This is a genomic window from Microbacterium sp. STRO-2N (assembly GCF_057747775.1).
Window position 1 is genome coordinate 502,295 of record NZ_CM173223.1, and the last position, 24,792, is coordinate 527,086.

Sequence of the window (24,792 nt, forward strand, 5' to 3'; positions counted from 1 at the left end):
CTCAGGGGGAACCCGTGCGAGCAGCGCTGCTCACTGCACCAGGCCAGGATCTCATCGTCGGCGAGGTCGAGACCGTCGCGCGCCTGCGCAGCGACGAGGTGCGAGTGCGCACCAGCGCAGTAGGCCTGTGCCACTCGGACCTGCACGTCATCGATGGCCTCGTGCGCAGGCCGATGCCGGTCGTCCTGGGCCATGAGGCGTCGGGCGTCGTGACCCAGGTGGGCTCCGGAATACGCGACGTGCGGCCCGGTGACCACGTCGTGGCGTGCTTCGTCGTCTCGTGCGGCGCCTGCCGGATGTGTCGGGCGAGCCGGCCCGCGATGTGCCAGAACCGTGAAGCCACCATGCGGGGCGCCGACGAGGAGCCCCGGCTCAGCGTTGCGGGCGTGGAAGTCCACCAGTGGACGAACATCGCCGGTTTCGCGGAGGAGATGGTGCTCCATCGCAGCGCTGTGACCGTGATCGACGAGCGCATGCCGCTCGATCTCGCGGCGCTCCTCGGCTGCGCTGTCGCGACGGGAGTCGGCGGCGCCACGACCGTGGCCCGGATCGGCGCCGGCGATCACGTCGCCGTCATCGGATGCGGCGGCGTCGGTCTCAATGTGTGCCAGGGTGCCGCCCTTGCCGGCGCGGCGAGCATCATCGCGATCGACCGGAGCGACGCGCGGCTCGAACTCGCACGGCGCCGGTTCGGCGCAACGCACACCGTCAATCCGGACCGAGAGCCCGACGTGGCCGCGCGAGTCGCCTCCTGGACGCTCGGGGGCGTCGACCACGCCTTCGAAGCCGTCGGCATTCCGCGCCTCATCGGCACCGCCCTCGACCTCACGGTGCGGGGAGGGACGGTGTGGGCGATCGGCGTCTTCGGCGACGACGCCGAGATCGTCGTCCCGGCGAATCACCTTCACGCCGGCAAGGGACTGCACGGCATCCGCGCGGGCTCGCTCGTGCCGTCTCGCGACCTGCCGCGACTCGTCGACGCCTACCTCGAAGGGCGTCTCGAACTCGAGGCGCTCGTGGGCGAGCGCCTCCCTCTCGACCGCATCAACGACGGGCTCGCGGACCTGCACGCCGGCGCGGGAGCCCGCACGCTCGTCGTGTTCTGAAACGAAAGGCCGATATGACCAGCCACACCGCGCTCGACATCGACGCGCTTCTCCGCGATCGGGCGGACTTCATCCGGACGGAGACGGTCCGTCTCATCGAGATCGCGAAAGTGGGACACTACAGCTCCGTCTTCTCCGCCGCCGAGATCTTCGCGGCGCTCTACTACGACGTCATGACGATCGACCCCGAACGGCCGGAGTGGCCGGACCGCGACCGATTCCTCATGGGCAAGGGTCACGCCGCGGTGGGGCTCTACCCGGTGCTCGCCGACCTCGGCTTCTATCCGCCGTCCGCGCTCGACGACTACGCGCATCTCGGGAGCGCCTTCGGCGATCATCCCGACATGACGAAGATCCCGGGCATCGACTTCAGCTCGGGCTCGATCGGCCATGCGCTCTCGAACGGCGCGGGCATGGCGCTGGCGGGCCGGATGACCGCGCGGGACTTCGCGGTGTTCGTGATGGTCGGAGACGGCGAGATGCAGGAGGGGCAGGTGTGGGAGGCGGCGCTGTCGGCCGCGCACCACAGGCTCGATCGCCTCGTCGCCATCGTCGACCGCAACGGCTACCAGCTCGACGGCTCGGTCGACGACGTCGTCGGGATCGAGCCCCTCGCCGACAAGTGGCGCGCGTTCGGCTGGCGCGTCGTGGAGGTGGACGGCCATGACGTCGCGGCGGTGCGGAGCGTCCTCACCGAGGCGAAGGCGCGCAAGAGGGACGGCGTCCCGACCTGCGTCATCGCCCACACGAAGAAGGGGAAGGGAGTGTCGTACATGGAGCGCGAACCGGGATGGCACCTGGGATATCTGGATCCCGCGGACGGACGACGTGCGATCGACGAGATCCTGGGGGAGTCGGCATGAGCAGCGTGACCCTCGAACCCGCGTCGTGGCAGTACCGGGCGCTCAACGCCCTCAATCCGGGCCTGGACTACCTGTCGCTCGGACTGGACGACCTCGTTGCGGCCGGCGAGCCGGTGGTGGCGGGGACCGCCGACTTGAGCTACTCCAACGGCCTCGTCTCGTTCCAGCAGCGACACCCCGAGCGCTTCGTGCAGTTCGGCATCTCGGAGCAGCACATGGTGTCGGCCGCGGCCGGGATGGCCACGGCCGGGCTCACTCCCTTCGTCGCGACGTTCGCGTCGTTCCTCGGGCTCCTCTGCTGCGAACAGATTCGCATGGACGTCGCGTACACCAAGCTCCCCGTGCGCCTCATCGGCCACCACACCGGCATCGCCCTCGGCTTCTACGGCACGAGCCACCACGCGACCGAGGACATCTCGACGATGCGTGCCATAGCCGGACTCACGGTCGTCTCACCCGCGGACGGGCCTCAGCTGCGCGCGGCGATCCGTGCCTCGGCGACGTGGCCCGAGCCGATCTACTTCCGCATCAGCCGAGGTCGGGATCCGCAGGTCTACTCGGACGACATCGTCTTCGAGTACGGCCGCGGCATCGAGCACGAGCGGGGCGCCGACGTGACCTTCGTCGCGTGCGGGACCCTCGTCCACCCCGCGCTGGAGGCGGCCGCGCGCCTTCGCGCTGCCGGGGTGTCGGCCGGCGTCGTCGACATGCCGACCATCAAGCCGCTGGACACCGAGCTCATCCGGGACGTAGCGAGCCGCACGGGCGTGATCATCACAGCGGAGGAGCACAACGTCCTGGGCGGACTGGGTTCGGCAGTGGCCGAGGTGATCGCGGAGCGGCCCGGCGGCGCGAGGCTCGTGCGTCACGGCATCCGCGACGAGTTCAGCCTCATCGCACCGCCGACGCACCTCTATGCGCATTACCGCCTCGACGCCGACGGGCTGGAAACGGTCGCGCGGGAGGCGATCGCATGAGCGGGCAGCTGACGAGCGTGCGGCACGCGAACTGGTACGCAGCTGGGGATGATCGCACCGTCGAGGGCGACGTTCTCGTCTTCGACCTGGACGGCGTGCTCGCGGACGCTTCGCATCGCCAGCGGTTCCTGCACCTCGCCGAGCCGGATTGGGACGGCTTCTACGCCGCAGTGGACCAGGACACGCCGCTGGAGATCGGCGCGGCGCTCGCCGCGGCGATGCACCCCCGACTGCCCGTCGTCATTCTCACGGGCCGGGTCGCCGCGGTCGCCGCCACGACGGTCGAATGGCTCCGACGGCACGGCATCCGCTGGGACCTGCTCATCTGCCGTTCGGTCGAGGACGACGACGAGGTGACGCACGCGGTGGATTTCAAGCGCCTGGAGGTGCGGAAGCTGCTCGAAGCCGGAATACGCCCGGTGCTCGCCGTGGATGACAATCGCAAGATCGTCGCGATGTACGAGGAGTTCGGTATCCCGAGCCTCTATGTTCCGAGCGGGTACTACGACGATCTCGCACGCTACGACGGGGGCGTGTGATGCGCCCCGTCGTGGTCGTCACGGGGGCGGGCCAAGGGATCGGAGCGGCGACGGCGCGAGAGCTCGCGGCCGCGGGCAGTCGCGTGGCGCTCGTCGACCTGCGCCTCGACGGAGCTCAAGAGCACGCCGCGCTCCTGGACCGGCAGTATCCGGCCGACGGTGGACACCTCGCCGCGGCCGTTGACGTGACGGATGCCGCCGCCGTCGCGCGCTTCGCCGATTCGCTGTCCGCGTCGAACCTCGACGTCCAGGGGGTCGTCAACGCGGCCGGCATCATCTCGCGCGGGGCTGCCGAGCAGTTCGACCGGAGCGCGTGGGAGCTGCATCTCGCCGTGCATCTGACGGGCGCCTTCGGGCTCCTCCAAGCGCTGTTCCCACTCATGGGACCCGGGTCCGCTGTCGTCAACATCGCCTCTGTCGGCTCGACGTTCGGCCTTCCTGGCCGGATCGCGTACACGACGGCGAAGAGCGGCGTCCTCGGGCTCACGCGGACGCTCGCGTCGGAATGGGGGCGTCGCGGCATCCGCGTCAACGCCATCGCACCCGGATACGTCCGGACAGAGATGGTGCTGTCGGGCCTGCGAGCGGGCACCCTCGACGAGCGCAGCCTCGTCGCTCGCACTCCGCTCGGACGACTCGCCGACCCGGACGAGATCGCGCGCGCCATCCGCTTCCTGCTCTCGCAGGACGCCTCGTTCGTCAATGGCGCCGTCCTGCGAGTCGACGGCGGGCTCACGATCGATGGCGCGTTCGACTAGACGCGATCCCACTCGACGGATCGACCCACCGTCGCGGCACTGAGCGCCTCGCGGAACTCACGCCAGGTCTGCCCGTCCCGCTCGGCGTGGGCGCTGCGCGTCCTGGCAGACCCGGCCCGCCTGGCTGACGTCGCCGTCGACCGACCCCGCATCGGCGGGTGCTCGACCGCTCGCTCTCACGAGGGAGGAGCTCCCGGTTACGGCGATTGAACCCGGATTCGTCGCGCCCGCCGAGCGTGGGATATCCGTTGGTTATGGCGCCCATTGAGAACGCGTGCGCCTGTCGACGGCGTCCTAACATCCCCAACAACGCCCGTGGGGTCGATGACGTCGCCACGAACCGAGAGTTCTGCAATGGAGAGGATGCCCGCCATGGCACATCGTTCACGATCATCCCGCCGTCTGCTCGCGGCCGGAGTCGCCGCCGTCGCGGCCGTCGTCCTCGCCGGGTGCACGTCCGGCGAGCTCGGTGGCGGCGCATCCGCCGGCCCAGACGACGCCGGAACCCTGCTGTACTCCGGTTTCGGCGGCAGCTACGAGGAGTCGATCCGCGCTGCGGTGTTCGACCCGTTCTCGGAGGCGACCGGCGCCGAGATCCTGTACGACACGGACGGGTCGAATGTCGCCAAGCTCGCCGAGACGGTCGCAGCGGGCGCCGAGAGCCCCGACCTCGTCGACACCGAGACCCGCACCCTCGCACAGTTCATGGCGGACGACCTCATCCAGCCGCTCGACTTCGACGCCCTCGACGTCTCAGGCATCGCCAGCCAGGAGACCATCAACGACTACAGCGTCCCGTGGTATCAGTTCTCGCGCAATCTCTTCTGGAACGCGGACGCGTTCCCCGAGGGCGGTCCGCAGACGTGGGCCGAGGTGTGGGACGTCGAGCGATTCCCCGGCACGCGCAGCTTCCCGACGTACCCGACCGGGGTGCTGGAGGTCGCGCTCCTCGCCGACGGCGTCGCGCTCGACGACCTCTACCCGCTCGACATCGACCGCGCATTCGCGAAGCTCGAAGAGATCAAGCCCTACGCACTGTTCGGTGGACAGGAGGATGTCGCGATCGCACAGGGCGAGGTCGTCGCCGGGCTGTACACGCTCGGCCGCATCCGTGACATCCAGGCGGGCGGCGCGAACGTCGAGTACACGTGGGACGGCGCCGTGGTCTCGGTCCAGTCGCTCACGGTCTCGAAGAACGCCGCGAACCCCGAGCTCGCACACGAGGCGATCCAGTTCGCGCTCGAGCCCGAGCAGCAGCGCGCCGTGCTGGAGGCGCTCAAGTACACACCGACGGTGACGAGCGTCCTCGACGAACTGTCGGCGGAGGAGCGGGCGGATCTGCCGGGAACCCCCGAGACCAACGAGGTCACCTTCTACATCGACGGCGACTGGTACGCCGAGAACTGGGACGAGGTGTCGACGCGCTGGCAGGAGTTCGTGAACTCCTGACCGCTCGGACTCATCATCGCCGGGGCGGATCGCACGCACGCGATCTCCGCCCCGGCGCGACCTGGAGGACCATACGATGACTTCGAAGGCAGCACGCCAGCACCGCGGCTGGGGCTTCTTCGCGGCGCCGGCCGTCGCGTACGTGCTCGGTGTGTACGTGCTCGCACTCGCGGTGCTGGTCGTACGCAGCTTCACCGACGGCGCCGAGTTCGGCCTCGGGATCTACGCGCGCCTTCTGACGAGCGCGGGGTTCCAGAACGTCCTGGTGAACACCGTGGTGCTGGCGCTCATCGCGGCGGTTCTCTCGGTGCTCATCGGATACCCGATCGCGTACACGATCGCCCGGTCGCGCGGGTTCCTTCGAGGGTTCCTGTTCGTGTGCGTCCTCACGCCCTACCTGACCTCGATCCTCATCAGGACGTTCGCGTGGCAGGTCGTGCTAGGACAGCACGGCCTGGTCAATTCGGTGCTGACGGCCATGGGGCTGCCCAAGGCCGACCTGATCTACAACTCGATCGCGACGACGATCGGCCTCATCCACTCGCAGCTGCCTCTCGTCGTGCTCATCCTCGTACCGGTCATCCAGCGGGTCGACGTCAGCCGGGTCCTTGCGGCCCGGAGCCTCGGCGCGGGACCCGCCCAGGCGTTCTTCCGCGTCTTCCTCCCGGCGACCCGGCCCGGGGTACAGGTGACCTTCATCCTGGCCCTCGTCTACAGTGCGGGATCGTTCGCGGTCCCGGCGCTGCTGGGCGGGAACTCCGGCCGGATGCTGGGGTCCTTCATCCACGGCGCGATCGAGGAGCAGGCGGACTACTCCGTCGCGGCCGCGGCATCCGTGATCCTCGGCTTCGTCGTCTTCCTGATCCTGATCCTGTTCACGACGTTGTCCCGGCAGAAGATCCAGACCGTGGTGGCGCCGCAGATCGCGGCCGCCGCCCCCGCCGCAGCGACATCGGGCGAATCGGCGAGACGGGAGTCGGTCACCGAGACGATCGCACTGGGCGACGTCGGCGACGTCGCAGGTCTCGAGACCGAACCCGAGCCGACGCTGAAGACGAGCCTGTGGTCGCGGGCAGTCACCCGGTTCGCGCAGTTCCTCGACGCGACGCGCGTGAGCTATGTGCGCGGCCTCGGCACGACGATCTCGGTCGTCCTCGCGATCCTCGTGCTGATCCCGCAGCTGCTCGCCATCCCCATCTCGTTCTCTGGTGCGCGTGCGCTCATCTTCCCGCCCCAGACGTGGTCGACGATGTGGTACTCGAACTTCTTCCAGCCGACCTGGCTCGACCCGACGATCATCAGCTTCCGCGTCGGAATCATCACGGCGCTCGCCTCGACCGCCCTGGGCATGCTCGCGGCCATCGGGGTCAGCCGCACCCCCTCCCGTCTGCTGCGCGGCGGCATCACCCCGTTCCTGCTGATCCCCCTCATCTTCCCCGCGGTCGTGGCGGCGGGCGCGTTCTTCATCGCGTTCCTGCGGATCGGCCTCATCGACACGCAGACCGGCATCGTGCTGGCGCACATCGCCATCACGCTGCCTCAGGCGTTCATCATCACGCTGGCCGGCATGCAGACCATCGACCCGGACTACGAACGGGCCGCCGCGAGTCTCGGCGCCAACCGTGCGACCACCGTCCGCCGCATCCTGATCCCGCTGCTCACCGGGCAGATCCTCGCGTCTCTCTTCCTGACGTTCATCACATCGTTCGACGAGTCGACGATCGCGATCTTCCTTTCGGGGGTCACGGTGAAGACGCTGCCGAGGCGTATCTATGAGGCGCTCGCCGTTCAGACCGACCCCACGGTGGGCGTCGTCGCGGTCCTCTTCATGGGACTGGTCGCCGTCGTCGGGGTGGCGTGGGCCATCACTCAACGCGTGAAACGCACTCGCACGCACGAAAGGAGCCACTCGTGAGCCTCAAGCTCTCGCTGCGCGATGTGACCAAGGACTACCACGGCGTGCGCGTGCTCAGCGTGCCCGAGCTCGACGTCGACGAAGGCGAGTTCTTCTCGCTGCTCGGACCGTCGGGTTCGGGCAAGACGACCACGCTGAAGCTGATCGCCGGATTCGAGTCGCTCACGACGGGCCGCATCGACATCGACGGCAAGGACGTCGCGCCGGTTCCGGTCGAGAAGCGCAACATCGGCGTCGTCTTCCAGAACTATGCGCTCTTCCCCCACATGACCGTCGCCCAGAACATCGCGTTCCCGCTGGAGACCAGACGGATGCCGCGCAAAGAGATCGCGCGTCGCGTCGCCGATGTGCTCGAGCTGATCGACCTGACAGCGCACCGCGACAAGAACGCGGCGCTCCTGTCGGGCGGACAGCAGCAGCGCGTCGCGATCGGCCGCACACTCGTATTCGAGCCGTCGCTGCTCCTCATGGACGAACCCCTCGGCGCGCTGGACAGGAAGCTGCGACAGCGTCTGCAGGAGGAGCTGCGCGCTCTGCAGCGCAAGCTGGGGATCACCGTCGTCTATGTGACGCACGACCAGGATGAGGCGATGTCGATGAGCGATCGCATCGCGATCATGAATCACGGCGTCGTCGAGCAGCTGGGCAACCCGCGGGCACTGTACGACCAGCCCGAGACCCTCTTCGTCTCGAACTTCCTGGGCGACAACAACACTGCCTCCGCCGTCGTCGAGTCCCGCGGATCGATCCGGTTCGCCGAGGGTGCCTCGGTGCCGGCGCCCCCTGCGGAGTTCGCCTCGGGCGCTCCGGTCGCGGTGACCCTGCGGCCGGAGCGGCTGCGCCTGGCGCACACGCCCGGGACGGATGCCGGACCCGCGCTGCGCGGGACGGTGACGGATGTCGTCGCGTTGGGCGCGACCACGACGTACAAGGTGGACGTGGCGGGCGTCGGTCAGATGAAAGCCAACGTGCAGCACAGCGGCGAGTACTTCACGGCGGCGCCCGGCGACCTCGTCCACGTGGCGTGGGAGCCTCGCGACCTGCATGTGTTCCGGGACTCCGGCGATCCGCTGGACGCCGGCCTGGGTGATGAGTGACTCCGCCTCGCTGCTGACCGACCGCGAGCGATACGAGCCCTCCCACGCCCTGCGGCTCCCTCTGGAGTGGAGTAAGTCGCGAGCGCAGGAGCTCCTCGAACGCGTCGACCCGCAGCGCCGGACGGGCGTGCTGCTCGTCGACCCGTGGAACATCGTGTACTTCACGGGCCTGTGGGCCCTGACGACCGAGCGGCTCCTCGCGGCCTACCTGCCGCCCGACGGCGGTGCGCCCACGTGGTTCTATCCGTGGCTCGACGAACGTCTTGTCGCGACGTGGTGGTACGGCGACGGAGATGCCTACTTCGACACGCCGGACGCCGAGGGACAGTTCCCCCCGAAGGGGTCGATCGCGACGGAGCCGGTGGTCGACTCGTGGTCGTGGCTGTTCGCCCGCGTGAAGTCGCGTGGACTCGCGACTCGCGACGCGGGTGGGCGAGGGCTCGTGGTCGATGTCGACCTGCCTCGTGGCGCGGCGCGTGCGGCGGAACAGGCGATCGGCGAAGCGCCCGCCTCGGTCGCCGCCGTCGCGCTGGCGATGCGCATGGTGAAGACGGACGACGAGCTCGCACTGTGGGCGCGCGCATACGCCTACTTCGACGCGGTGCATGCGCGGGCGCGCGACCGGCTCCTCGAGCGGGATCCGCAGCTGTCCGACTCGAGGCTGCGACTCGAGCTCAGCGGGTGGCTGCTGGATCGCATCATGGCCGACTACGGGCCGGATCGGTCGCTGCACGGGCCGGTAGGCATCAACATCGACCTGGCATGGATCCGCGCCGGCGCTGTGACCGGCTACCCGCATCCGAACCAGGTCCGCCACGCCGTGATCGAACAGCAGCGGACCGTGCAGATCTCGGGGATCGTGCAGGTCGGAGGGTGCGGCGGTGAGCTGTACCGTCCCTTCCTCCTGCGGGAGCCCGATGCGCACGAGCGACGGCTCTGGACCGTCGCACGCGACAGCTGCCTGCTCCTGAAGGACGCGCTGCGCGCGGGTCGCACCGGCGGCGAGGTCGCCCACGAGATCCACCGGTTCCAGCTCTCGCAGGGCGTCGAGAGGTTCGCGGCCACCAGGCCGTCGCATGGGCAGGGCACGGAAGGGCATCAGCCGCCCTACATCTCGCTCGGCGAGCGGACGGTGCTGGAGCCAGGCATGTGCTTCTCGGTCGAGCCCGGTCTGTACGACCAGGACGGCGGATTCGGCGTGAACTTCTCAGACACCTTCGTGGTCCAGCCGTCCGGAGCCGCCGTGCAGCTCTCGCGTGTTCCGTGGACGGAGGAATGGTGCTGGCTGGCATGAGCGGCTCATCGACACCGGCGAACGACATGGACGACGACCTCTCGGCGTTCGCGTGGCTGCGCGGTGCGGCGGGCGACGAGCCGCTCGCCGCATGGCTCGCCGAACGCGCGGAGGAGATCGAGCTCTTCCGCGTAGATCCCCGCGTGGCGGATGTCAGGAATGACGCCCGGACCGCGCTCGCGGCGGTGGCTGCCCTGCCCGCGGACGGAGCACCTTCGGCCGTCGGAGACGCGATCTTCAGCCTCGACCGGCCCCCCGGAGCGACCCGTCGGCGCATTCAGCGCCAGGCGCGCGGCCGGTGCGAGCCGGTGTTCGAGGCCGACGAGGGAGCGATCGACTGGTTCTTCCCCGGCCCCGATGGCCGACACCTCGTCGTGGGCGTCTCTGCAGACGGCTCGGAAAGGTCGGTCGGCCTCGTCGCCGAGACGGCGACCGGGCGCGTCCTGCCCGACAGGCTCGACGGCGTGCGGCACGCCTGTGTGTCATGGCTGCCGGACGGCACGGGCTTCGCGTACACCAGGTACCCCGGCGACCGACCGTATGGGCGGGAGGTTTGGCTTCACGTGCTCGGCAGCGAAGACGATCGACTCCTGTGGGGGAACCGACCGGATTCCACGGATTGGCCGGATGTCGAGCTCTCGCCCGACGGTACGCAGGCGCTCGTCCACGTGGCGCGCGGTTGGGACTCCACCGACGTGTACCTCCTCGACGTCGCGAGCGGCGGGCGGGCGCCCATCGTCGAAGGACGCGAGGGCCTGAATCGGTTCCATTTCACCGAGTCCGGCGCCATCATCGGCGTCACTGACCTCGGGTGCGAGCGCGGTCGCGTCGTACGCGTCGACCCGCGCGATCCGAGCCCCGGACGATGGACCGAACTCGTCGCCGAGACCGACGTCGTCCTCGACGACTGCTCGGTGCGGGACGACGGCGTCTTCCTCACCGGCGAACGCGACCTGGCCGGAACCGTGGGATACGCCCCGCTTCCTCCGCCGGGCGACGTGCCCACGCATCCGATCCGTCCGCACTGGGCACCGCTCCCACTCGGCGACGTGTCGATCGGCTTCCCGACCCCGGGGCGATCGACGATGCGCAGTCGCGTCGTGCGTCACTTCGGCGAGCGTTCGGCGGTGTTCGCCTGGTCCACCACGGTGACACCGCCGACACTCTTCACGTGGACGCCCGGCGTCGCGCCGCTTCCGCTGCGAGCAGATGCGAGGCCGGCCACCGCCGCCGACGTGCGCCCGCGAGAGATCGCGGCATCCGACGGCGTCGGCATCCCCGTCGTGATCGCCGAACCCGAGGGATCCGCCGGCCGCCCGCTTCCCGCGTTGCTGCACGCGTACGGCGGCTTCGGGCTCTCGGCATCCGCGGGCTTCTCGGACGTCGCCGCCGCATGGATCGCGCTCGGAGGCCGGTACATCGGAGCGGGTCTGCGAGGCGGCCGTGAGCGCGGGGCCGGCTGGCATGCGGCGGGCAGCCGAGCGCATCGGGAGCGCGTCTTCGATGACTTCGCCGACGTCGCGGACGGGCTCGTCGCGTCCGGTGAGGCCGAGCGGCACCGTCTCGCGGTGTGGGGGAGCAGCAACGGCGGTCTCCTCATGGCAGCGACGATCGTGCGGCGCCCGGATCTCTGCGCGGCCGTGCACGCCGCCGTGCCGATGACCGACATGCTCGGCTACCACCGTCTTTCGATCGCGCGCCTATGGCTGAGCGACTTCGGCGACCCCGACGACCCGGCGGATCGGCCGTGGATCCGCGCGTATTCGCCGATGCACAACCTGCCACCGCATGACGCGGCTCTGCCCGACATCCTGGTCACCACCGGCCTGCACGACACGAGGGTCGACCCGTTCCACGCCTTCGCCTTCGTCGAGGCCCTGCGCGACAGGCGTGACTCCTCCCCGGACGCACGACTCCTCCTCGGCGTCGATCCCCGTGGCGGTCACGGGATCGGGAAGCCGACGGATGCCTTCGTCTCGGAGCGAGCGGACGCGTTCGCCCTCTTCCTCACGGCGTTCCAGCGCCGTGCCGGCGAACACCGCCGCGCGCAAGGGCGACCCTGCCCGGGCCCCTGCGATTAGGAGTCGTTATGGGCCTCATCGGGTCACCCGAGGGCCGCTGGCCCCTCACCTAGAGTTCGAGACAGCCGGGCGGTGACGTGCCCGGTGCCGAAGAAGTCGCACCGAAAGGACGCCGCCGATGACGTCGAACGCCGACACCGAGCGCGCGATCGAGCGCACCCTGCACTCAGTCGCCTACATCCTCGATGCGGGGGAGTACGAGCGGATGGGCGAGGTCTTCCACGAGGGGGTCTTCTTCTCCAACCCCGGTCGCCTCGAGGCGCAGAGCCTGCAGACCCTGCAGGAGAAGTTCGCCGCGATCGCGAACCCCGCCAGAAGCCACTCGATCACGAACGTGATCGTCACGATGCGCGACGACGACCGCGCCGAGGCGATCAGCAAGGCGCTCACCGTCCGGGCCGACGGCGAGGTCGCGCCGGCCGAGTATCGCGACCTGCTTCTCCTCACCGACGCGGGGTGGCGTGTGATCGAGCGCCGCATCCGCCCGCTGTGACTGTCGTATCTCCATCCACCACACCCGAGGAGGACTCGTGAGCAAGGACACCTTCGACGCCATCGTGGTGGGCGCGGGCCACAGCGGGCTCGTCGGCGCGTTCTACCTCGCCAAGGCGGGATGGCGCGTGCTCGTGCTCGAGGCGCGCTCGGTCGTGGGCGGATGCTGCGTGACGGAAGAGGTGGTCCCCGGCTACCGGTGCAGCTCGGTGTCCAACTCGAGCCACAGCCTCGACCCGCGGATCATCGCCGACATGGAGCTCACGTCCTTCGGTCTGGCCTACACACAGCCGACGCTCGGCTCGCTGACGCTCTTCGAGGACGGACGCGCCTTCGTGCCGTGGCCGGATCGCGCCAAGCGTCGTGAGCAGGTGGAGAAGTTCGCTCACGGTCCCGAGGACGTGGAGGGGTTCTTCGGTGTCCTCGAGCGGATTCGACGCGTCGCGCAGCGCATGAGGGTCTCGTTCCACGACGTCCCTCCGACGTTCGCCGAGGTCGCCGCGCGGTTCACCTCGCCGAGCGATCTGGACGACTTCAACGCCCTCATGTTCGGAAGCGTCGGCGATCTGCTCGACGAGCATCTGAAGTCCCCCGAGCTCAAGGCGTTCTTCGCGGCCACCGCAGTCGCCACGAACCTCGTCGGCCCATACACGCCCGGCTCCGCGTATCTCCTCCTGCAGCGTCCTCTGTACGAGGAGTCGATGGCCGCGTTCGGGGTCGATGACCGCAACGATCTGATGATGAAGAACGCGGCCCCCCTCGGCGGGATCGGCTCGGTGACGCAGGCGATGGCGCGCTCGGCGCAGGCGCGCGGCGCCGTCATCGAGGTCGACGCTCCGGTCGAACGCGTGCTCACCGAGAGCGGTCGTGTCGCGGGCGTCCGTCTGCGCGACGGGCGCGAGTACTTCGCGCCGCGCGTGCTGTCCAACGCCGACCCCAAGCTCACGCTCACGCAGCTCGTCCGGCCGGACGATCTCCCGGACGAGTTCGTCTCCCGCGCGCGGAAGCTCAAGATGGACGGCACCAGCGCGAAGGTGCACATCGCGATGAAGGGGACGCCGCGTTTCGCCGTGGCGGCCGACGATGCCGAGAACGCGCTGTTCCTGCCCACGAACTTCCGCGTGGCGTCATCCATGGACGCGCTTCAGGAGGCGTACAACGAAGCGGTCATGGGGCGCTGGTCGCGTCGAGTCACGGTGACGGGGCTCATGGACTCGGCGATCGACCCGACGCTCGTCGACGAGCCAGGGCACCACATCATGAGCCTGAGCGTACGCGGCGTGCCCTATCACCTCGCAGCAGGCACCTGGGACGAGCAGCGCGTTGAGCTCGGCGAGGCGGTCCTCCAGACCATCGCGCATCACATGCCGAACGTGCCCGAGATCCTCGACGCCGTGCATGTCTACACCCCCCTCGATCTCGAGCGCGAGTTCGGGCTGGTCGAAGGGTCGGGCTCTCACGGCGATATCGTCCCGGGCCGGCTGTTCGACGCCCGTCCGCTCCCCGGCGCCAGCGACTACTCGACGCCGCTTCGCGGGCTCTACCTCTGCGGCGTCGGGACGTGGCCGGGCAACTTCATGAGCGGCGTCACCGGGTACAACGCCAGCCACCGGATGCTATTCGACGAGGCGACCGACATCCCGCCGCTCGACGAGACCGAACCGCAGGTCTGGTGACGCCGCCGGCGCACCTCTGCACCATCGAAAGGACCATCATGCTCATCGGACGCGGACAGCGCGACGGCAAGGCCTCGGGCCGCAGGGACGACACGACAGCGGGAGGCGTGTGGTCCGACATCCTGCTCAATCAGGACGGCGTGCGCTCAGCCAACATCATCTTCCCGCCGGGTGCCCGCACGCATTGGCACCGGCACCCCGGCGGACAGTTCATCTACACGCTGCAGGGTGAGGGCTGGATTCAGGAGCGCGACGGCGAGCGCGTCGTCGTGCGACCCGGTGACGTCGTGTGGACGGCGCCCGGCGTCGAGCACTGGCATGGGGCGACCGACACGAACCTCGTGACGCAGGTCATCCTGCACTTCGAGGACGTGGAGTGGACCGGCCCCGTCAGTGACGAGGAGTACACGGCCTCATGACGACAAGTCCGACGCGCGTCCCCTCGCGCCTGCTGATCGGCGGTGAGTGGCGCGACGCCGCAGAGGGTGCGACGTTCCCGGTGTGGGATCCTGCGGCGGGCGAGAAGCTCGCCGACGTCGCGGACGCGTCCGCGGCGGACGCCGAGGCCGCCGTCGACGCGGCAGCGGCTGCGCTGGAGGGCTGGGCTCGCACTACGGCCTCGGTCCGCTTCGACATCCTCCAGCGTGCCATCGGCGGTCTTCGCCACCGTGAGGAGGAGATCGCCCACTTGATCGTCCGGGAGACGGGCAAGCCGCTCCGGGAGGCGCTCGGCGAGATCAGGAACAGCCTGCGGTTCTTCGACTTCTTCAGCCACGAGACGCTCCGTCTGCCCGGCGAGTACTGGCCGGGGATCCAGGCCGATCGCGACGCCTACGTCACGCGGGAGGCCGTCGGGGTCGTCGGCGCGATCACGCCGTGGAACTTCCCGGCGTTCATGGTCGCGTGCAAGGTCGGCGCAGCGCTCGCCGCCGGCTGCACCGTGGTGCTCAAGCCCGCCGAGCAGACGCCGCTGACGGCGCTCGCCATCGCGACGGCCTTCGTGGACGCCGGTCTGCCTCCCGGCGTGCTCTCGGTGCTCCCGACGAGCCGTCCGGCTGCGGTCGGCGACGTGCTGCTCCAGCACCCTGAGGTCGCGTGCATCACATTCACCGGGTCGACGGCTGTCGGCCAGCGGCTGCTCGCCGGGGCGGCGCCGGGCGTCAAGCGCGTGCTGCTCGAGCTGGGCGGCAATGCTCCCGTGGTGATCACCGAGGATGCGGACATGGATGCCGTCGCCGAGGCCGTCGTGCGCGCACGGTTCGCCAACGCCGGGCAGGCCTGTGTCGCGGCCAACCGGGTGTATGTGAACCAGGACGTCGCCGACCGGTTCCTCGAGACCTTCGCCGCGCGCGTCGGAGAGCTGAACGTCGGCGACCCCTGGGCCGGCGCCACCGACATCGGCCCGCTGATCGACCTGCGCGCCGTGGAGACCATCGAAGACCAGGTGGCGCGTGCCGTCGCCGGGGGAGCGGTTCTGACGCGAGGCGGTCGGCGTGGCAGGTCGACCGGAACGAGCGCGTTCCTCGAGCCGGGAATCCTGGCCGTGCCCGGGGCAGGCTCCGACGTGCTGCGCGAGGAGTTCTTCGGGCCGGTCGCGAGCGTCATCGTGGCGTCCGGTGACGATGAGGCTGTCGCGCTCGCGAACGATACCCCGTACGGCCTGTCCGCGTACGTCTTCAGCGGCGACGCCGAGCGCGCACGGGGCATCGCGGCACGGCTCCGCGTCGGCACGGTCGGCGTGAACTGCGCGCTCGTGAGCGACCCCGCGCTGCCGTTCGGCGGCGTGCGGATGAGCGGCATCGGACGCGAGCGCGGCCGCGCCGGCGTGGAGGAATTCCTCGAGACGAAGACCATTCAGGTCGCTCGGCCCTGACGGCCGGCGGAAAGGGACGGACATGACGAAGGAACTGTGCATCGTCAACGGGCGCGTGCTCACCATGGATGCGGGCGACCGCGTCGTGCAGGCTTTCCGTGCGGTCGACGGCGTCATCACGCAGGCCGGGACGGATGGCGAGATCCTCGCCGACGCCGGCGTGGATGCCGAGATCGTGGACGTTCGCGGTGCCACCGTGATCCCCGGGCTGATCGACGCGCACTCGCACATCGAGATGCTGGCGTTCGCATGGCAGATCGCCGAAGACGTGCGCGCCGCGCGCGTCGGATCGATCGACGAGCTGGTCGACGTGCTGCGGGTCCGCGCGGGCCGTACGCCCGAAGGGCAGTGGGTCATGGGGCACGGACAGCACTTCCAGGACTCGCTGTTCGCCGAGGGCCGGTTCCCCGACGCGCGCGATCTGGACCGCGTCTCGACGCGGCATCCGGTGATGTACCGGTCCAGCTTCCACACCAACATCTTCAACTCGTACGCGCTCGAGCTCCTCGGCGTGACGCGTGAGACGCCCGACGCTCCCGGGGGACGCATCGAGCGAGACGAGAACGGCGACCCCACGGGACGCACGTTCGACATGTTCGCCGCCATCGGCGGACCGCAGGCCCCTGTCGAAGACCTCGCGGACGCCATCGAGAAGACGCAGGACATGTATCTCTCCGTCGGCGTGACGGGGCTCGGTGAGATCTCGCTCCTCTCGCACGGCCTCGAAGCGATGCTCACTCTGGCGCGGCGAGGGACCCTGCGCCTGCGGACGACCTCGTATGCCACGTTCCCGAATGTCGTCGATCGAGCCGAGGTCGTCGAGGGAGGGCTCGCCGAGCGGTTCGAAGGCGTCGACGAGACGCGACTCAAGCTCGGCGGCGTGAAGCTGTTCCTCGACGGCGGCCTGACGTCGCTGGCAGCGGCGCTGACGGAGGACTACCCCGAGAAGCCGGGATACCGCGGAGAGCTCGCCTACGAGCCGGAGCAGCTGCGGGAGTGGGTCGACATCGTCACCGAGCGCGACATGCAGATCGCGATCCACGCGATCGGCGACCGCGCGCTGGACCAGGCCCTCGACGCGATCGAGGCCGTGGGCGAGACCGCGCGGATCCGGCGTCACCGCATCGAACACGCGGGCAACCTCTGGATGACACCCGAGCGGATCGAGCGGCTGGTGCGCCTCGGTGCGATACCGGTGCCGCAGCCCGCTTTCATCCTGACGACCGCGCTCGGTTACCGTCGCCATCTGGGCGATCGAACGGGCGATCTCATGCCATTCCGGAGCCTCATCGACGCCGGTCTGGCCCTCGTCGGCAACAGCGACGCCATCGGAATCACGGCAGACCAGCACGACCCGTTCCCCGCGATCCAGGCCGCCGTCACCCGTCACACGCACGATGGGCGGCCCGTCGACCCCCACCAGGCGATCACCGTCATGGAGTCGCTCGCGATGTACACGCGCGACGCCGCGTACGCCATCCATCGCGAGCACGAGATCGGATCGATCGAGCCGCGGAAGCGTGCCGACTTCGTCGTCCTGGACCAGGACCTGCTCGCCCTCGACCCCGAAGAGATCGGTGGGGTCCGCCCACGCGAGACCTGGATCGACGGCGAGCGCGTGTACGCGCGCGACGTCCTGCCCGTCGCGTGAGCCGGCGCAGCGTGAGCTCCGACGCGGACCACGTCGCGCCCCCCGAGCACAGGGCGTGGGTAGCCGAGGCGGTCCGGCTCCTCGAAGCCGACGCGAACCGCAGCGCAGACACGCACCTGCACGTCTTCCCGCTGCCGCGCGACTGGGGCATCGATCTGTACTTGAAGGACGAGTCGGTCCATCCGACCGGCTCGCTCAAGCATCGCCTGGCGCGGTCCCTCATCCTCTACGGCCTGGTCAACGGTCACATCGGTCCGCGGACCACGCTGGTGGAGGCGTCGAGCGGGTCGACTGCCGTGTCCGAAGCGTACTTCGCCCGCATGCTCGGCCTGCCATTCGTGACCGTCGTGCCACGGGCGACGAGTCGCGAGAAGCTCGACCTCATCTCGTTCTACGGGGGCCTCTGTCACTTCGTCGACCATCCGGCTGACGCGTACGGCGAAGCGGAGCGGCTGGCGCGCGAGAGCGGCGGCCACTACCTCGACCAGTTCACGTACGCCGAGCGCGCGACAGACTGGCGCGGCAACAACAACATCGCCGAGAGCGTCTACGGCCAGCTCGCACGGGAGCGGCACCCGGTCCCCGCCTGGATCGTGGTGAGCGCCGGGACGGGAGGCACCTCTGCGACGTTCGGGCGCTACGTTCGCTACCGCAGCCACGCGACGCGGATCCTGGTGGTGGATCCGGAGGGATCGGCCTTCTTCGACGCCTGGCGGACGGGAGACCTCTCTCGCCGCACCGACACGGGCTCGCGCATCGAGGGGATCGGGCGGCCGCGTGTGGAACCGTCGTTCGTTCCGGGGGTCATCGACGAGATGGTCCAGGTGCCTGACGCGGCATCACTCGCCGCGATCCGGCTGCTGCGCGAGCGGACGCAGCACTGGGCCGGCGGCTCGACCGGCACGAATCTGGTCGGCGCATTCCACGTCGTCGCGCGGATGCTGGCTGCAGGGGAAGTCGGAAGCGTCGTGACCCTCATCTGCGACAGCGGCGCCCGCTACACGCACACCTACTACAGCGACGACTGGGTGCGCGAGCAGGGTCTCGACCTCGCACCGCACCGCAGCGTGATGGAGCGATTCCTCGAGACCGGCGAATGGAGCGGCGCGGGGGCCTGACGCCCGACGGACGTCAGGCCTCGAGGCTTCCGGGCCGCCCGAGCCGCCACGGGGTCCCGTCGAGCTCGGAGATGACCCCGGTCGTGAGCTTGACGGCAGGCAGCGCCGAGCGCTCCGCGGTCGTCGCGACGAGGATGGTGCGGAACTCCTGGGGGTTCGTCGGCTTCACGACGCAGCCCCGCGGGATCGCGGCCGTCGTGAGGGGGAGCCGGGGAAGGATTGAAACGCCGAATCCGCGTGCGACCAGCCCGAGCACTGCGATGAAGTTGTCGGTGGTCATCGAGACCTTCGGTGTGAACCCGACCTTCTTGCAGACCTCCTCGGCGTGCCAGCCCGAGATCCAGTCGTCATCCTCGAGGTCGATGATGTTCACCGTCGGCTCGTCGGCCAGAGGGTGGTCGCGCGGGAGCACCGCGTAGAGCGGATCCACGAAAATCGCGGTGGCTTCGACACCGTAGGCGTCGAACGCGGCGTCGTCGGTGTCGGACCCGTATCCGCAGACGAGTGCGACGTCGCACTCGCCCACGGACAGCGCCTCGAGGGCGTCGTGGGGCTCGGACTCGGTGTACTCGATCGAGATTCCGGGTCGGGCGGTGCGTATGTCGTTCAGGAGAGTCGGCACCAGTGTGGACGACGCCGACGGGAAGCCTCTCATCCGCACGTGCCCCGACCGCAGCTGAGTGAGGCCGTCCAGGCGCTTGAGTACGCCGTCGACCTCGCCGATCACGCTGGGGGCGACCGCGGCGATCATCGCGCCCGCTTCCGTGAGCTTGATGCTGCGCCCCAGACGGGTGATGAGCGGCATGCCGATGCGGGATTCCGCCCGCTGCAGGTGCTGACTGACGGCGGGCTGACTGTAGCCGAGCGCCTGCGCGGCCGCGGTGATCGATCCCTCACGGTCGATGGCGTGCAGGATGCGGATCGTGCGCAGCTCGATGTCGCGCGATCCCTCTCCGCTCGCTGAGGTCATGCCCCCACGCTACCCGGCGGCGGCGAGGCATTCGGTTCCCGAATGGATCCTCCTCTCGCCCGCCACCCGTCACCACCCGCCCCGCGTCGGGGTGTGCCCCTCCCGTGCGTCCTCCGGCATCGCCATCTCCGCACGCACGCCGAGGAGACGGATCGGCCGACCGGGCTCGATCTTGGCCACGAGCTCCATCGCTCGGGCGATGACGGTGTCGCGTTCGGCGGTCGAGGGGATCTTCTTGGTGAACGTCTTCGTGAGGAACGGCGCGTAGCGCACTTTGAGCCCGAGCCCGACTACGGGCCGGTCGTCAGAGGCGACTTCGTCGAGCACCTGGTCGAGCAGGTGCCGCGCCGCCGACTCGATCTCGCCCGGGTCGACGATGTTCGACTGGAACGTCGTCTCCTTGCTGTGGCCGCGTGCGACCCAGGGGGTGTCGTCGACGACGGCCGAGCCGTCGCCCCGGCCGAGCTGCCGGTACCAGAGCCCCATGCGGGGTCCGAACTCCGTCGTCAGCACCACGTCGTCGGCCACGGCGAGCTCGGAGACGGTGCGGATCCCGAGAGCCGCGAGTCGCTTGGAGACCTTCGAGCCCACGCCCCACAGGTCGATGGTGGGACGCTCGCCCATGACCTCGAGCCAGTTCTCGGCGGTGAGCCGGAACACGCCACGCGGCTTGCCGAAGCCGGTCGCGACCTTCGCGCGGACGAGGGTGTCGCCGATCCCGATGCTGCAGTGCAGCCGCGTGCGTTCGAGCACGGCCTCCTGAACGCGCCGGGCGTACTTCTCCGGATCGTCGGTCTCTACCCCGACGAAGGCCTCGTCCCACCCGAGCACCTGAACGACCGCGCCCGGCTGCGACCGCAGGGCCGCCATGACCTCCTCCGACGCCTCCAGGTATGCGGGGGCGTCGACGGGGAGGATGACGGCATCGGGCACCTTCCGCGCCGCGATGCGCAGCGGCATCCCCGATCCCACGCCGAACTCGCGCGCTTCGTACGATGCCGTCGAGACCACCGCGCGTTCGGTGGGGTCGCCGCGCCCGCCCACGATCACCGGCTTGCCGGCGAGCTCGGGCCGGCGGAGCACCTCGACGGCTGCGATGAACTGGTCGAGGTCGACGTGCAGCACCCACGAGCGCGGCATCCCGGTCATGTGCTCAGTCTGCCGGTCGGCGCCGACGAGGTCACCCCAGCGTGGCGATGAGGCGTTCCGCCGCCGCGCGCGCGGTGGCGGTGCCGGTGGCCTTCGAGGCGATGTCGCTGAGGAACACGTTGTGCAGGGCGATGCCGACGACGCCGTAGGCAACGCTCTCGCAGGCGGCCCGGTCGGCAGCCGGGTGGTCGGCCCTCAGCAGCTCGGCGAGCAGGTGATGTGTGCCCTGGTACGCCGACACGAGAAGTCGCGCGAGCACGGGGTCGGTGCGGGCCGCCTCGACGAAGCCGAGGACCACCGCGTTCTCATTGCCCGGGGCGGCGAACTCGTCGCTGAAGAGAAAGTCCAGGGCGGAACCGACGTCCGTCGTACCGGCCGGAAGGACGGACTCGCCTTCCATGCCGTCGTAGTAGAACCGGCGCGCGCTCTCGCGCAGGAGCTCCTCCCGGTTGCCGACGAAGTGCCGCACGTGTCCGCGCGACATGCCCGCCTCCTCGGCGATCCGCTCGAGGCTCGCGCCGGTGATGCCGTGCGCGCCGATCGAGCGCTGTCAGCATCCCGCACCCCTCGTCGTACGACGGCCCGAAGCGGGTCGCGGTGGTCCGCGATCCGCTCGGCTGGGGCGTCGATCCCCAAGTGGCCGACGCGGTCGGCCGCGCGGCCGACGCTCTCGCCGCCGCCGGCTGGGAGCTCGTCGAGGTCGAGCCACCGATGATCGAGGAGGCCGCGACCCTCTGGCGGCGCATCTCGTCGACCGAGATGGTGGGGGCGTTCCTCCCGGGCGCGCTCCCGGTGCCGCTCTCGGAGGGCTCGACCCGGTACTTCCTCGACAACGTGCAGGAGATCGAGGTGCTCGACTCGGGCGAGGCCTATGGCGGGGCGTGGGCGCAGCGTGTCGTCATCGCGGCGGCGTGGGAGAGGTTCCAGGTGGAGCACCCGATCGTGCTCGGCCCGGTGTCGACGCGACGCATGCCCGAGATCGGCTTCGACCTCTCTGGGCCGGCCGCGACGACCGAGTTGTGGCGCAGCCATCGCCTGCTCGTCACGGTGAACTTCCTCGGCCTGCCCGCGGTGGCGGTGCCGACCGGGCTCGACGAGGACGGCCTCCCCACCGGCGTGCAGCTCATCGGCCCCCGCAACGGCGACCACGTCGCGCTCGCCGCGGCGCGCGACGTCGAGGCCGCGCTCGGCACGCTCACTCCGGTCGACGCACGGGCGGCCGCCGCGATCGCCTGACGAGGCGCACGCGATCTGAGGATTCAGGCATCCGCCGCCCGGCGCAGCCACTTCTCGATGCCGGCGATGTGCACGGAGCTGAGCGCCGTGGCGAGCTCGAAGTCGCGGTCGGCGATCGCGTCGAGGATCGCGCGATGCTCGGCCAGCGTGCGCTCGGCCGCGCCCGCCTGAGTGAGCCCGCGCCACAGCCGCGCGCGCACGGTCTGGCTGGTGAGGCTGTCGAGGAGGCTCGCGAGGTAGTCGTTGCCGGCGAGGCCGGCGATGGCCGTATGGAACCTCGTGTCGTGCGACACGAGCTCCTCGATCTCGGTGTCGGGCGAGACCGACTCGATCTCCGCCCGCAGCATCTCGACGTCCTCGTCTGTCACGAGCTGCGCGGCCAGTCCCGTCGCATGGGATTCCAGGACGCGCCGCACGGCGAAGATCTCGAGCAGCGACCGGTCGTCGTGGAGGTCGACCACGAACGACACCGCCTCGAGGAGCAGTCTCGGTTCGAGGCTGGTGACATACGTGCCGTCGCCACGGCGGACGTCGAGCACGCGGATCACCTCGAGGGCCTTCACCGCCTCCCGCATCGAGCTGCGCGACAGCCCGAGGCGCTCGGCGAGCTCCTTCTCGGGAGGCAGCCGCGACCCCGGCGACAGCTCACCGCTGACGATCATCTCTTTGATCTTCGCGATCGCTTCGTCAGTGACGGCCACGAGCCCCTCCTAGAGATCGGATGTCAACGTTCGCGGTCGGCATCAGCTGCCGACCGGACGGAGCCGCAGCGCCGCCATCCCGCCGTCCACCTCGATGTACGTGCCCGTCGTCGAGCCGGATCTCGGACTGACGAGGTACAGCACGGCGCCGGCGACCTCGTCCGCCGACACCAGGCGTCCATGGGGCTGGCGGGCCTCGAGCGCGGCGCGCTCCGCCGCGGGATCCGGCGCGCTGTCGAGGAGCCGGCTCACCCACGGCGTATCCGCCGTGCCGGGGTTGACCGCGTTGACGCGGATCCCCTCGCGCAGGTGGTCCGCCGCCATCGCGCGGGTGAGCGACAGCACCGCGCCCTTCGAGGCGCTGTACAGCGCGCGCTGCGGCAGTCCCGCAGTCGCGGCGATCGACGACGTGTTGCAGATCGCCGCGGCAGGCGAGCGACGCAGCCACGGAAGGGCCGCGGACGTCACGCGGGCGATGCCGGTGACGTTGATCGACAGCACGCGCGCCCATTCGTCGTCGTCGTTCGCAGTGATGTCGCCCTGCGCGCCGACTCCGGCGTTGTTGACCAGGATGTCGATGCGCCCGAAGCGGTCGGCCACGCCGGCGACCGCCCGCTCGACGGCGGACCGATCCGAGACGTCGGCCGTGAACGCGGCGAAGCGCGGGTCGGCGTGGGACGTGTCGCGATCCAGCACGGCGACGGTCGCGCCGGCCGCGTGGAGCGCGTTCGCGACGGCAGCGCCGATGCCCGACGCGCCGCCGGTCACGACGGCGACCAGGCTGTCGAGGTCGCCCGGGGGTGCGGCTGGGCCCACGCGCCCGGAGGCTCCGGGCGACGCGCCAGCGGCGCCTGGAGGGGGCGTGGGGAACGTCATGACTGCTCCTGCCATGCGACGAATCGCTGTCGCTGTGCGCCGAGACCGTCGATCTCGATGTCGACGACGTCGCCGGGTGCGAGGTAGGGGAACCGGCCCGAGAGCGCGACGCCCTCGGGCGTGCCGGTGAGCACCAGGTCTCCGGGCTCGAGAGCGAGGAACTGCGACAGATGCCACACGATGTGGTCGACCGGGAAGATCATGTCGGCCGTGGACGAGTCCTGGCGTGGCTCTCCGTTCACGTGGCTGCGCAGCCGCAGCGCCTGCGGGTCGACTTCGTCCGGCGTGACGAGCCACGGCCCGGTCGGATTGAACCCCGGGGCGCACTTCCCCTTGGACCACTGGCCTCCCGACACCTCGAGCTGGAACGTGCGCTCCGACACGTCGTTGACGGTCACGTACCCGGCGATGTGCGCGGCCGCGTCGGCTGGCGAATCCAGGTACGAGGCGCGACGTCCGATGACGACGCCGAGCTCCACCTCCCAGTCGGTCTTCTCGCTGCCGCGCGGGATCGTGACCGTGTCGTCGGGGCCGACGACGGTGTTCGGTGTCTTGAGGAACATCACCGGAACGGAGGGCGGGGCCGATCCTGACTCAGCGGCGTGGGCGGCGTAGTTCATTCCGATGCAGACGACGGCACCCGGCCGCGCGATGGGCGCGCCGATACGGAGCACGTCGGCGCCGGGCAGTTCGGCAAGCAGGCCGTCGGAGATGGCCGCCGACGTGCGACCGACAGGGTCGTCGGCGAGGAACCGGCCATCGACATCGGATGTGATGGGGCGCAGATCGAGGCGCCGATCTCCGTCGAGGACGACGGGGATCTCGCTTCCGGGCTCGCCGAGGCGTGCGAACTTCATTGCTCTCCTGGACTCTCCGTGCGGGCCGGCTTCTTCGGCGCTGAGACCCGCTGCGTGATTGACAGTATAGACATCCGATGTTTATTCGGGCCGAATGCCGCGTTCGATGCGTCT

General features: G+C 69.9%; 23 protein-coding genes. 17 read left to right on the forward strand and 6 right to left on the reverse strand.

Going from position 1 to position 24,792, the window contains the following annotated elements; genetic code table 11:
- Window positions 1–14: 14 nt before the first annotated feature.
- From AC3ANN_RS02125 to AC3ANN_RS02200, 16 genes are all read left to right on the forward strand, one after another.
- Window positions 15–1,106, forward strand: a complete 1,092-nt coding sequence (locus AC3ANN_RS02125; protein WP_488339368.1) for a zinc-binding dehydrogenase — start codon at window positions 15–17, stop codon at window positions 1,104–1,106.
- 14 nt (window positions 1,107–1,120) lie between these two features.
- Entirely contained in the window at window positions 1,121–1,969 is an 849-nt protein-coding gene (locus AC3ANN_RS02130) for a transketolase (RefSeq protein ID WP_488339369.1), read from the forward strand.
- Window positions 1,966–2,946: a transketolase family protein gene (locus AC3ANN_RS02135; protein WP_488339370.1), complete on the forward strand. Its 981-nt coding sequence runs from the start codon at window positions 1,966–1,968 to the stop codon at window positions 2,944–2,946. The genes AC3ANN_RS02130 and AC3ANN_RS02135 overlap by 4 nt, the downstream gene beginning before the upstream one ends.
- A complete protein-coding gene (locus AC3ANN_RS02140; RefSeq protein ID WP_488339371.1) occupies window positions 2,943–3,485 on the forward strand; it encodes a phosphatase domain-containing protein in 543 nt (180 codons plus the stop codon). Before AC3ANN_RS02135 ends, AC3ANN_RS02140 begins: the two co-directional genes overlap by 4 nt.
- Window positions 3,485–4,243, forward strand: a complete 759-nt coding sequence (locus AC3ANN_RS02145; protein WP_488339372.1) for an SDR family NAD(P)-dependent oxidoreductase — start codon at window positions 3,485–3,487, stop codon at window positions 4,241–4,243. Before AC3ANN_RS02140 ends, AC3ANN_RS02145 begins: the two co-directional genes overlap by 1 nt.
- Before the next feature lie 372 nt (window positions 4,244–4,615).
- Window positions 4,616–5,692, forward strand: a complete 1,077-nt coding sequence (locus AC3ANN_RS02150; RefSeq protein WP_488339373.1) for an ABC transporter substrate-binding protein — start codon at window positions 4,616–4,618, stop codon at window positions 5,690–5,692.
- 76 nt (window positions 5,693–5,768) lie between these two features.
- Window positions 5,769–7,607 (forward strand): ABC transporter permease subunit, encoded by a 1,839-nt coding sequence (locus AC3ANN_RS02155; protein ID WP_488339374.1) that lies wholly within the window; start codon window positions 5,769–5,771, stop codon window positions 7,605–7,607.
- Window positions 7,604–8,704 carry an ABC transporter ATP-binding protein gene (locus tag AC3ANN_RS02160; protein WP_488339375.1) on the forward strand — a complete coding sequence of 367 codons (1,101 nt, stop codon included), beginning with the start codon at window positions 7,604–7,606 and terminating at the stop codon, window positions 8,702–8,704. Before AC3ANN_RS02155 ends, AC3ANN_RS02160 begins: the two co-directional genes overlap by 4 nt.
- Complete coding sequence (locus tag AC3ANN_RS02165; protein WP_488339376.1) at window positions 8,697–9,998, forward strand: M24 family metallopeptidase; 1,302 nt, start codon at window positions 8,697–8,699, stop codon at window positions 9,996–9,998. Before AC3ANN_RS02160 ends, AC3ANN_RS02165 begins: the two co-directional genes overlap by 8 nt.
- On the forward strand, window positions 9,995–12,079 hold the full coding sequence (locus AC3ANN_RS02170) for a prolyl oligopeptidase family serine peptidase (RefSeq protein WP_488339377.1): 2,085 nt from the start codon (window positions 9,995–9,997) through the stop codon (window positions 12,077–12,079). The genes AC3ANN_RS02165 and AC3ANN_RS02170 overlap by 4 nt, the downstream gene beginning before the upstream one ends.
- 118 nt (window positions 12,080–12,197) lie before the next feature.
- Window positions 12,198–12,572, forward strand: a complete 375-nt coding sequence (locus AC3ANN_RS02175; protein WP_488339378.1) for a nuclear transport factor 2 family protein — start codon at window positions 12,198–12,200, stop codon at window positions 12,570–12,572.
- Between the two features lie 37 nt (window positions 12,573–12,609).
- Window positions 12,610–14,247, forward strand: coding sequence for a phytoene desaturase family protein (locus tag AC3ANN_RS02180; RefSeq protein ID WP_488339379.1), 1,638 nt, complete (start codon window positions 12,610–12,612; stop codon window positions 14,245–14,247).
- A 38-nt stretch (window positions 14,248–14,285) separates the two neighbouring features.
- On the forward strand, window positions 14,286–14,666 hold the full coding sequence (locus tag AC3ANN_RS02185) for a cupin domain-containing protein (protein WP_488339380.1): 381 nt from the start codon (window positions 14,286–14,288) through the stop codon (window positions 14,664–14,666).
- Complete coding sequence (locus AC3ANN_RS02190; RefSeq protein WP_488339381.1) at window positions 14,663–16,120, forward strand: aldehyde dehydrogenase family protein; 1,458 nt, start codon at window positions 14,663–14,665, stop codon at window positions 16,118–16,120. The genes AC3ANN_RS02185 and AC3ANN_RS02190 overlap by 4 nt, the downstream gene beginning before the upstream one ends.
- Window positions 16,121–16,142: 22 nt before the next feature.
- Window positions 16,143–17,771 carry an amidohydrolase gene (locus AC3ANN_RS02195; RefSeq protein WP_488339382.1) on the forward strand — a complete coding sequence of 543 codons (1,629 nt, stop codon included), beginning with the start codon at window positions 16,143–16,145 and terminating at the stop codon, window positions 17,769–17,771.
- Between the two features lie 11 nt (window positions 17,772–17,782).
- A complete protein-coding gene (locus AC3ANN_RS02200; RefSeq protein WP_488339383.1) occupies window positions 17,783–18,889 on the forward strand; it encodes a PLP-dependent cysteine synthase family protein in 1,107 nt (368 codons plus the stop codon).
- Window positions 18,890–18,902: 13 nt separating this feature from the next.
- Here the strand turns inward: AC3ANN_RS02200 and AC3ANN_RS02205 are convergent, their stop codons facing one another.
- The 3 genes from AC3ANN_RS02205 to AC3ANN_RS02215 all read right to left on the reverse strand — a co-directional run bounded on the left by AC3ANN_RS02205 (window position 18,903) and on the right by AC3ANN_RS02215 (window position 21,549).
- Window positions 18,903–19,859: a LysR family transcriptional regulator gene (locus tag AC3ANN_RS02205; RefSeq protein ID WP_488339384.1), complete on the reverse strand. Its 957-nt coding sequence runs from the start codon at window positions 19,857–19,859 to the stop codon at window positions 18,903–18,905.
- A gap of 69 nt (window positions 19,860–19,928) precedes the next feature.
- Window positions 19,929–21,008, reverse strand: coding sequence for a DNA polymerase IV (locus AC3ANN_RS02210; RefSeq protein ID WP_488339385.1), 1,080 nt, complete (start codon window positions 21,006–21,008; stop codon window positions 19,929–19,931).
- Between the two features lie 31 nt (window positions 21,009–21,039).
- Complete coding sequence (locus tag AC3ANN_RS02215; protein WP_488340890.1) at window positions 21,040–21,549, reverse strand: TetR family transcriptional regulator C-terminal domain-containing protein; 510 nt, start codon at window positions 21,547–21,549, stop codon at window positions 21,040–21,042.
- Window positions 21,550–21,563: 14 nt separating this feature from the next.
- On the opposite strand from AC3ANN_RS02215, the gene AC3ANN_RS02220 reads away from it, so the two are divergent.
- Entirely contained in the window at window positions 21,564–22,244 is a 681-nt protein-coding gene (locus AC3ANN_RS02220; RefSeq protein ID WP_488340891.1) for an amidase family protein, read from the forward strand.
- A gap of 23 nt (window positions 22,245–22,267) precedes the next feature.
- On the opposite strand, the gene AC3ANN_RS02225 is transcribed toward AC3ANN_RS02220, so the two are convergent.
- The 3 genes from AC3ANN_RS02225 to AC3ANN_RS02235 are packed head-to-tail and all read right to left on the reverse strand — an operon-like array spanning window position 22,268 to window position 24,678.
- Complete coding sequence (locus AC3ANN_RS02225) at window positions 22,268–22,945, reverse strand: FadR/GntR family transcriptional regulator (protein ID WP_488339386.1); 678 nt, start codon at window positions 22,943–22,945, stop codon at window positions 22,268–22,270.
- 42 nt (window positions 22,946–22,987) lie between these two features.
- Window positions 22,988–23,821, reverse strand: a complete 834-nt coding sequence (locus tag AC3ANN_RS02230; RefSeq protein WP_488339387.1) for an SDR family NAD(P)-dependent oxidoreductase — start codon at window positions 23,819–23,821, stop codon at window positions 22,988–22,990.
- A complete protein-coding gene (locus tag AC3ANN_RS02235) occupies window positions 23,818–24,678 on the reverse strand; it encodes a fumarylacetoacetate hydrolase family protein (RefSeq protein ID WP_488339388.1) in 861 nt (286 codons plus the stop codon). Before AC3ANN_RS02235 ends, AC3ANN_RS02230 begins: the two co-directional genes overlap by 4 nt.
- Between the last annotated feature and the right edge of the window lie 114 nt (window positions 24,679–24,792).

Excerpts from the sequence above, each read along its gene's own strand:
- AC3ANN_RS02130 (WP_488339369.1), top strand. The coding sequence starts at position 1,121 with ATGACCAGCCACACCGCGCTCGACATCGACGCGCTTCTCCGCGATCGG.
- AC3ANN_RS02135 (WP_488339370.1), top strand. The coding sequence starts at position 1,966 with ATGAGCAGCGTGACCCTCGAACCCGCGTCGTGGCAGTACCGGGCGCTC.
- AC3ANN_RS02140 (WP_488339371.1), top strand. The coding sequence starts at position 2,943 with ATGAGCGGGCAGCTGACGAGCGTGCGGCACGCGAACTGGTACGCAGCT.
- AC3ANN_RS02145 (WP_488339372.1), top strand. The coding sequence starts at position 3,485 with ATGCGCCCCGTCGTGGTCGTCACGGGGGCGGGCCAAGGGATCGGAGCG.
- AC3ANN_RS02150 (WP_488339373.1), top strand. The coding sequence starts at position 4,616 with ATGGCACATCGTTCACGATCATCCCGCCGTCTGCTCGCGGCCGGAGTC.
- AC3ANN_RS02155 (WP_488339374.1), top strand. The coding sequence starts at position 5,769 with ATGACTTCGAAGGCAGCACGCCAGCACCGCGGCTGGGGCTTCTTCGCG.
- AC3ANN_RS02165 (WP_488339376.1), top strand. The coding sequence starts at position 8,697 with ATGAGTGACTCCGCCTCGCTGCTGACCGACCGCGAGCGATACGAGCCC.
- AC3ANN_RS02170 (WP_488339377.1), top strand. The coding sequence starts at position 9,995 with ATGAGCGGCTCATCGACACCGGCGAACGACATGGACGACGACCTCTCG.
- AC3ANN_RS02175 (WP_488339378.1), top strand. The coding sequence starts at position 12,198 with ATGACGTCGAACGCCGACACCGAGCGCGCGATCGAGCGCACCCTGCAC.
- AC3ANN_RS02185 (WP_488339380.1), top strand. The coding sequence starts at position 14,286 with ATGCTCATCGGACGCGGACAGCGCGACGGCAAGGCCTCGGGCCGCAGG.
- AC3ANN_RS02190 (WP_488339381.1), top strand. The coding sequence starts at position 14,663 with ATGACGACAAGTCCGACGCGCGTCCCCTCGCGCCTGCTGATCGGCGGT.
- AC3ANN_RS02195 (WP_488339382.1), top strand. The coding sequence starts at position 16,143 with ATGACGAAGGAACTGTGCATCGTCAACGGGCGCGTGCTCACCATGGAT.
- AC3ANN_RS02205 (WP_488339384.1), bottom strand. The coding sequence starts at position 19,859 with ATGACCTCAGCGAGCGGAGAGGGATCGCGCGACATCGAGCTGCGCACG.
- AC3ANN_RS02210 (WP_488339385.1), bottom strand. The coding sequence starts at position 21,008 with ATGACCGGGATGCCGCGCTCGTGGGTGCTGCACGTCGACCTCGACCAG.
- AC3ANN_RS02230 (WP_488339387.1), bottom strand. The coding sequence starts at position 23,821 with ATGACGTTCCCCACGCCCCCTCCAGGCGCCGCTGGCGCGTCGCCCGGA.
- AC3ANN_RS02235 (WP_488339388.1), bottom strand. The coding sequence starts at position 24,678 with ATGAAGTTCGCACGCCTCGGCGAGCCCGGAAGCGAGATCCCCGTCGTC.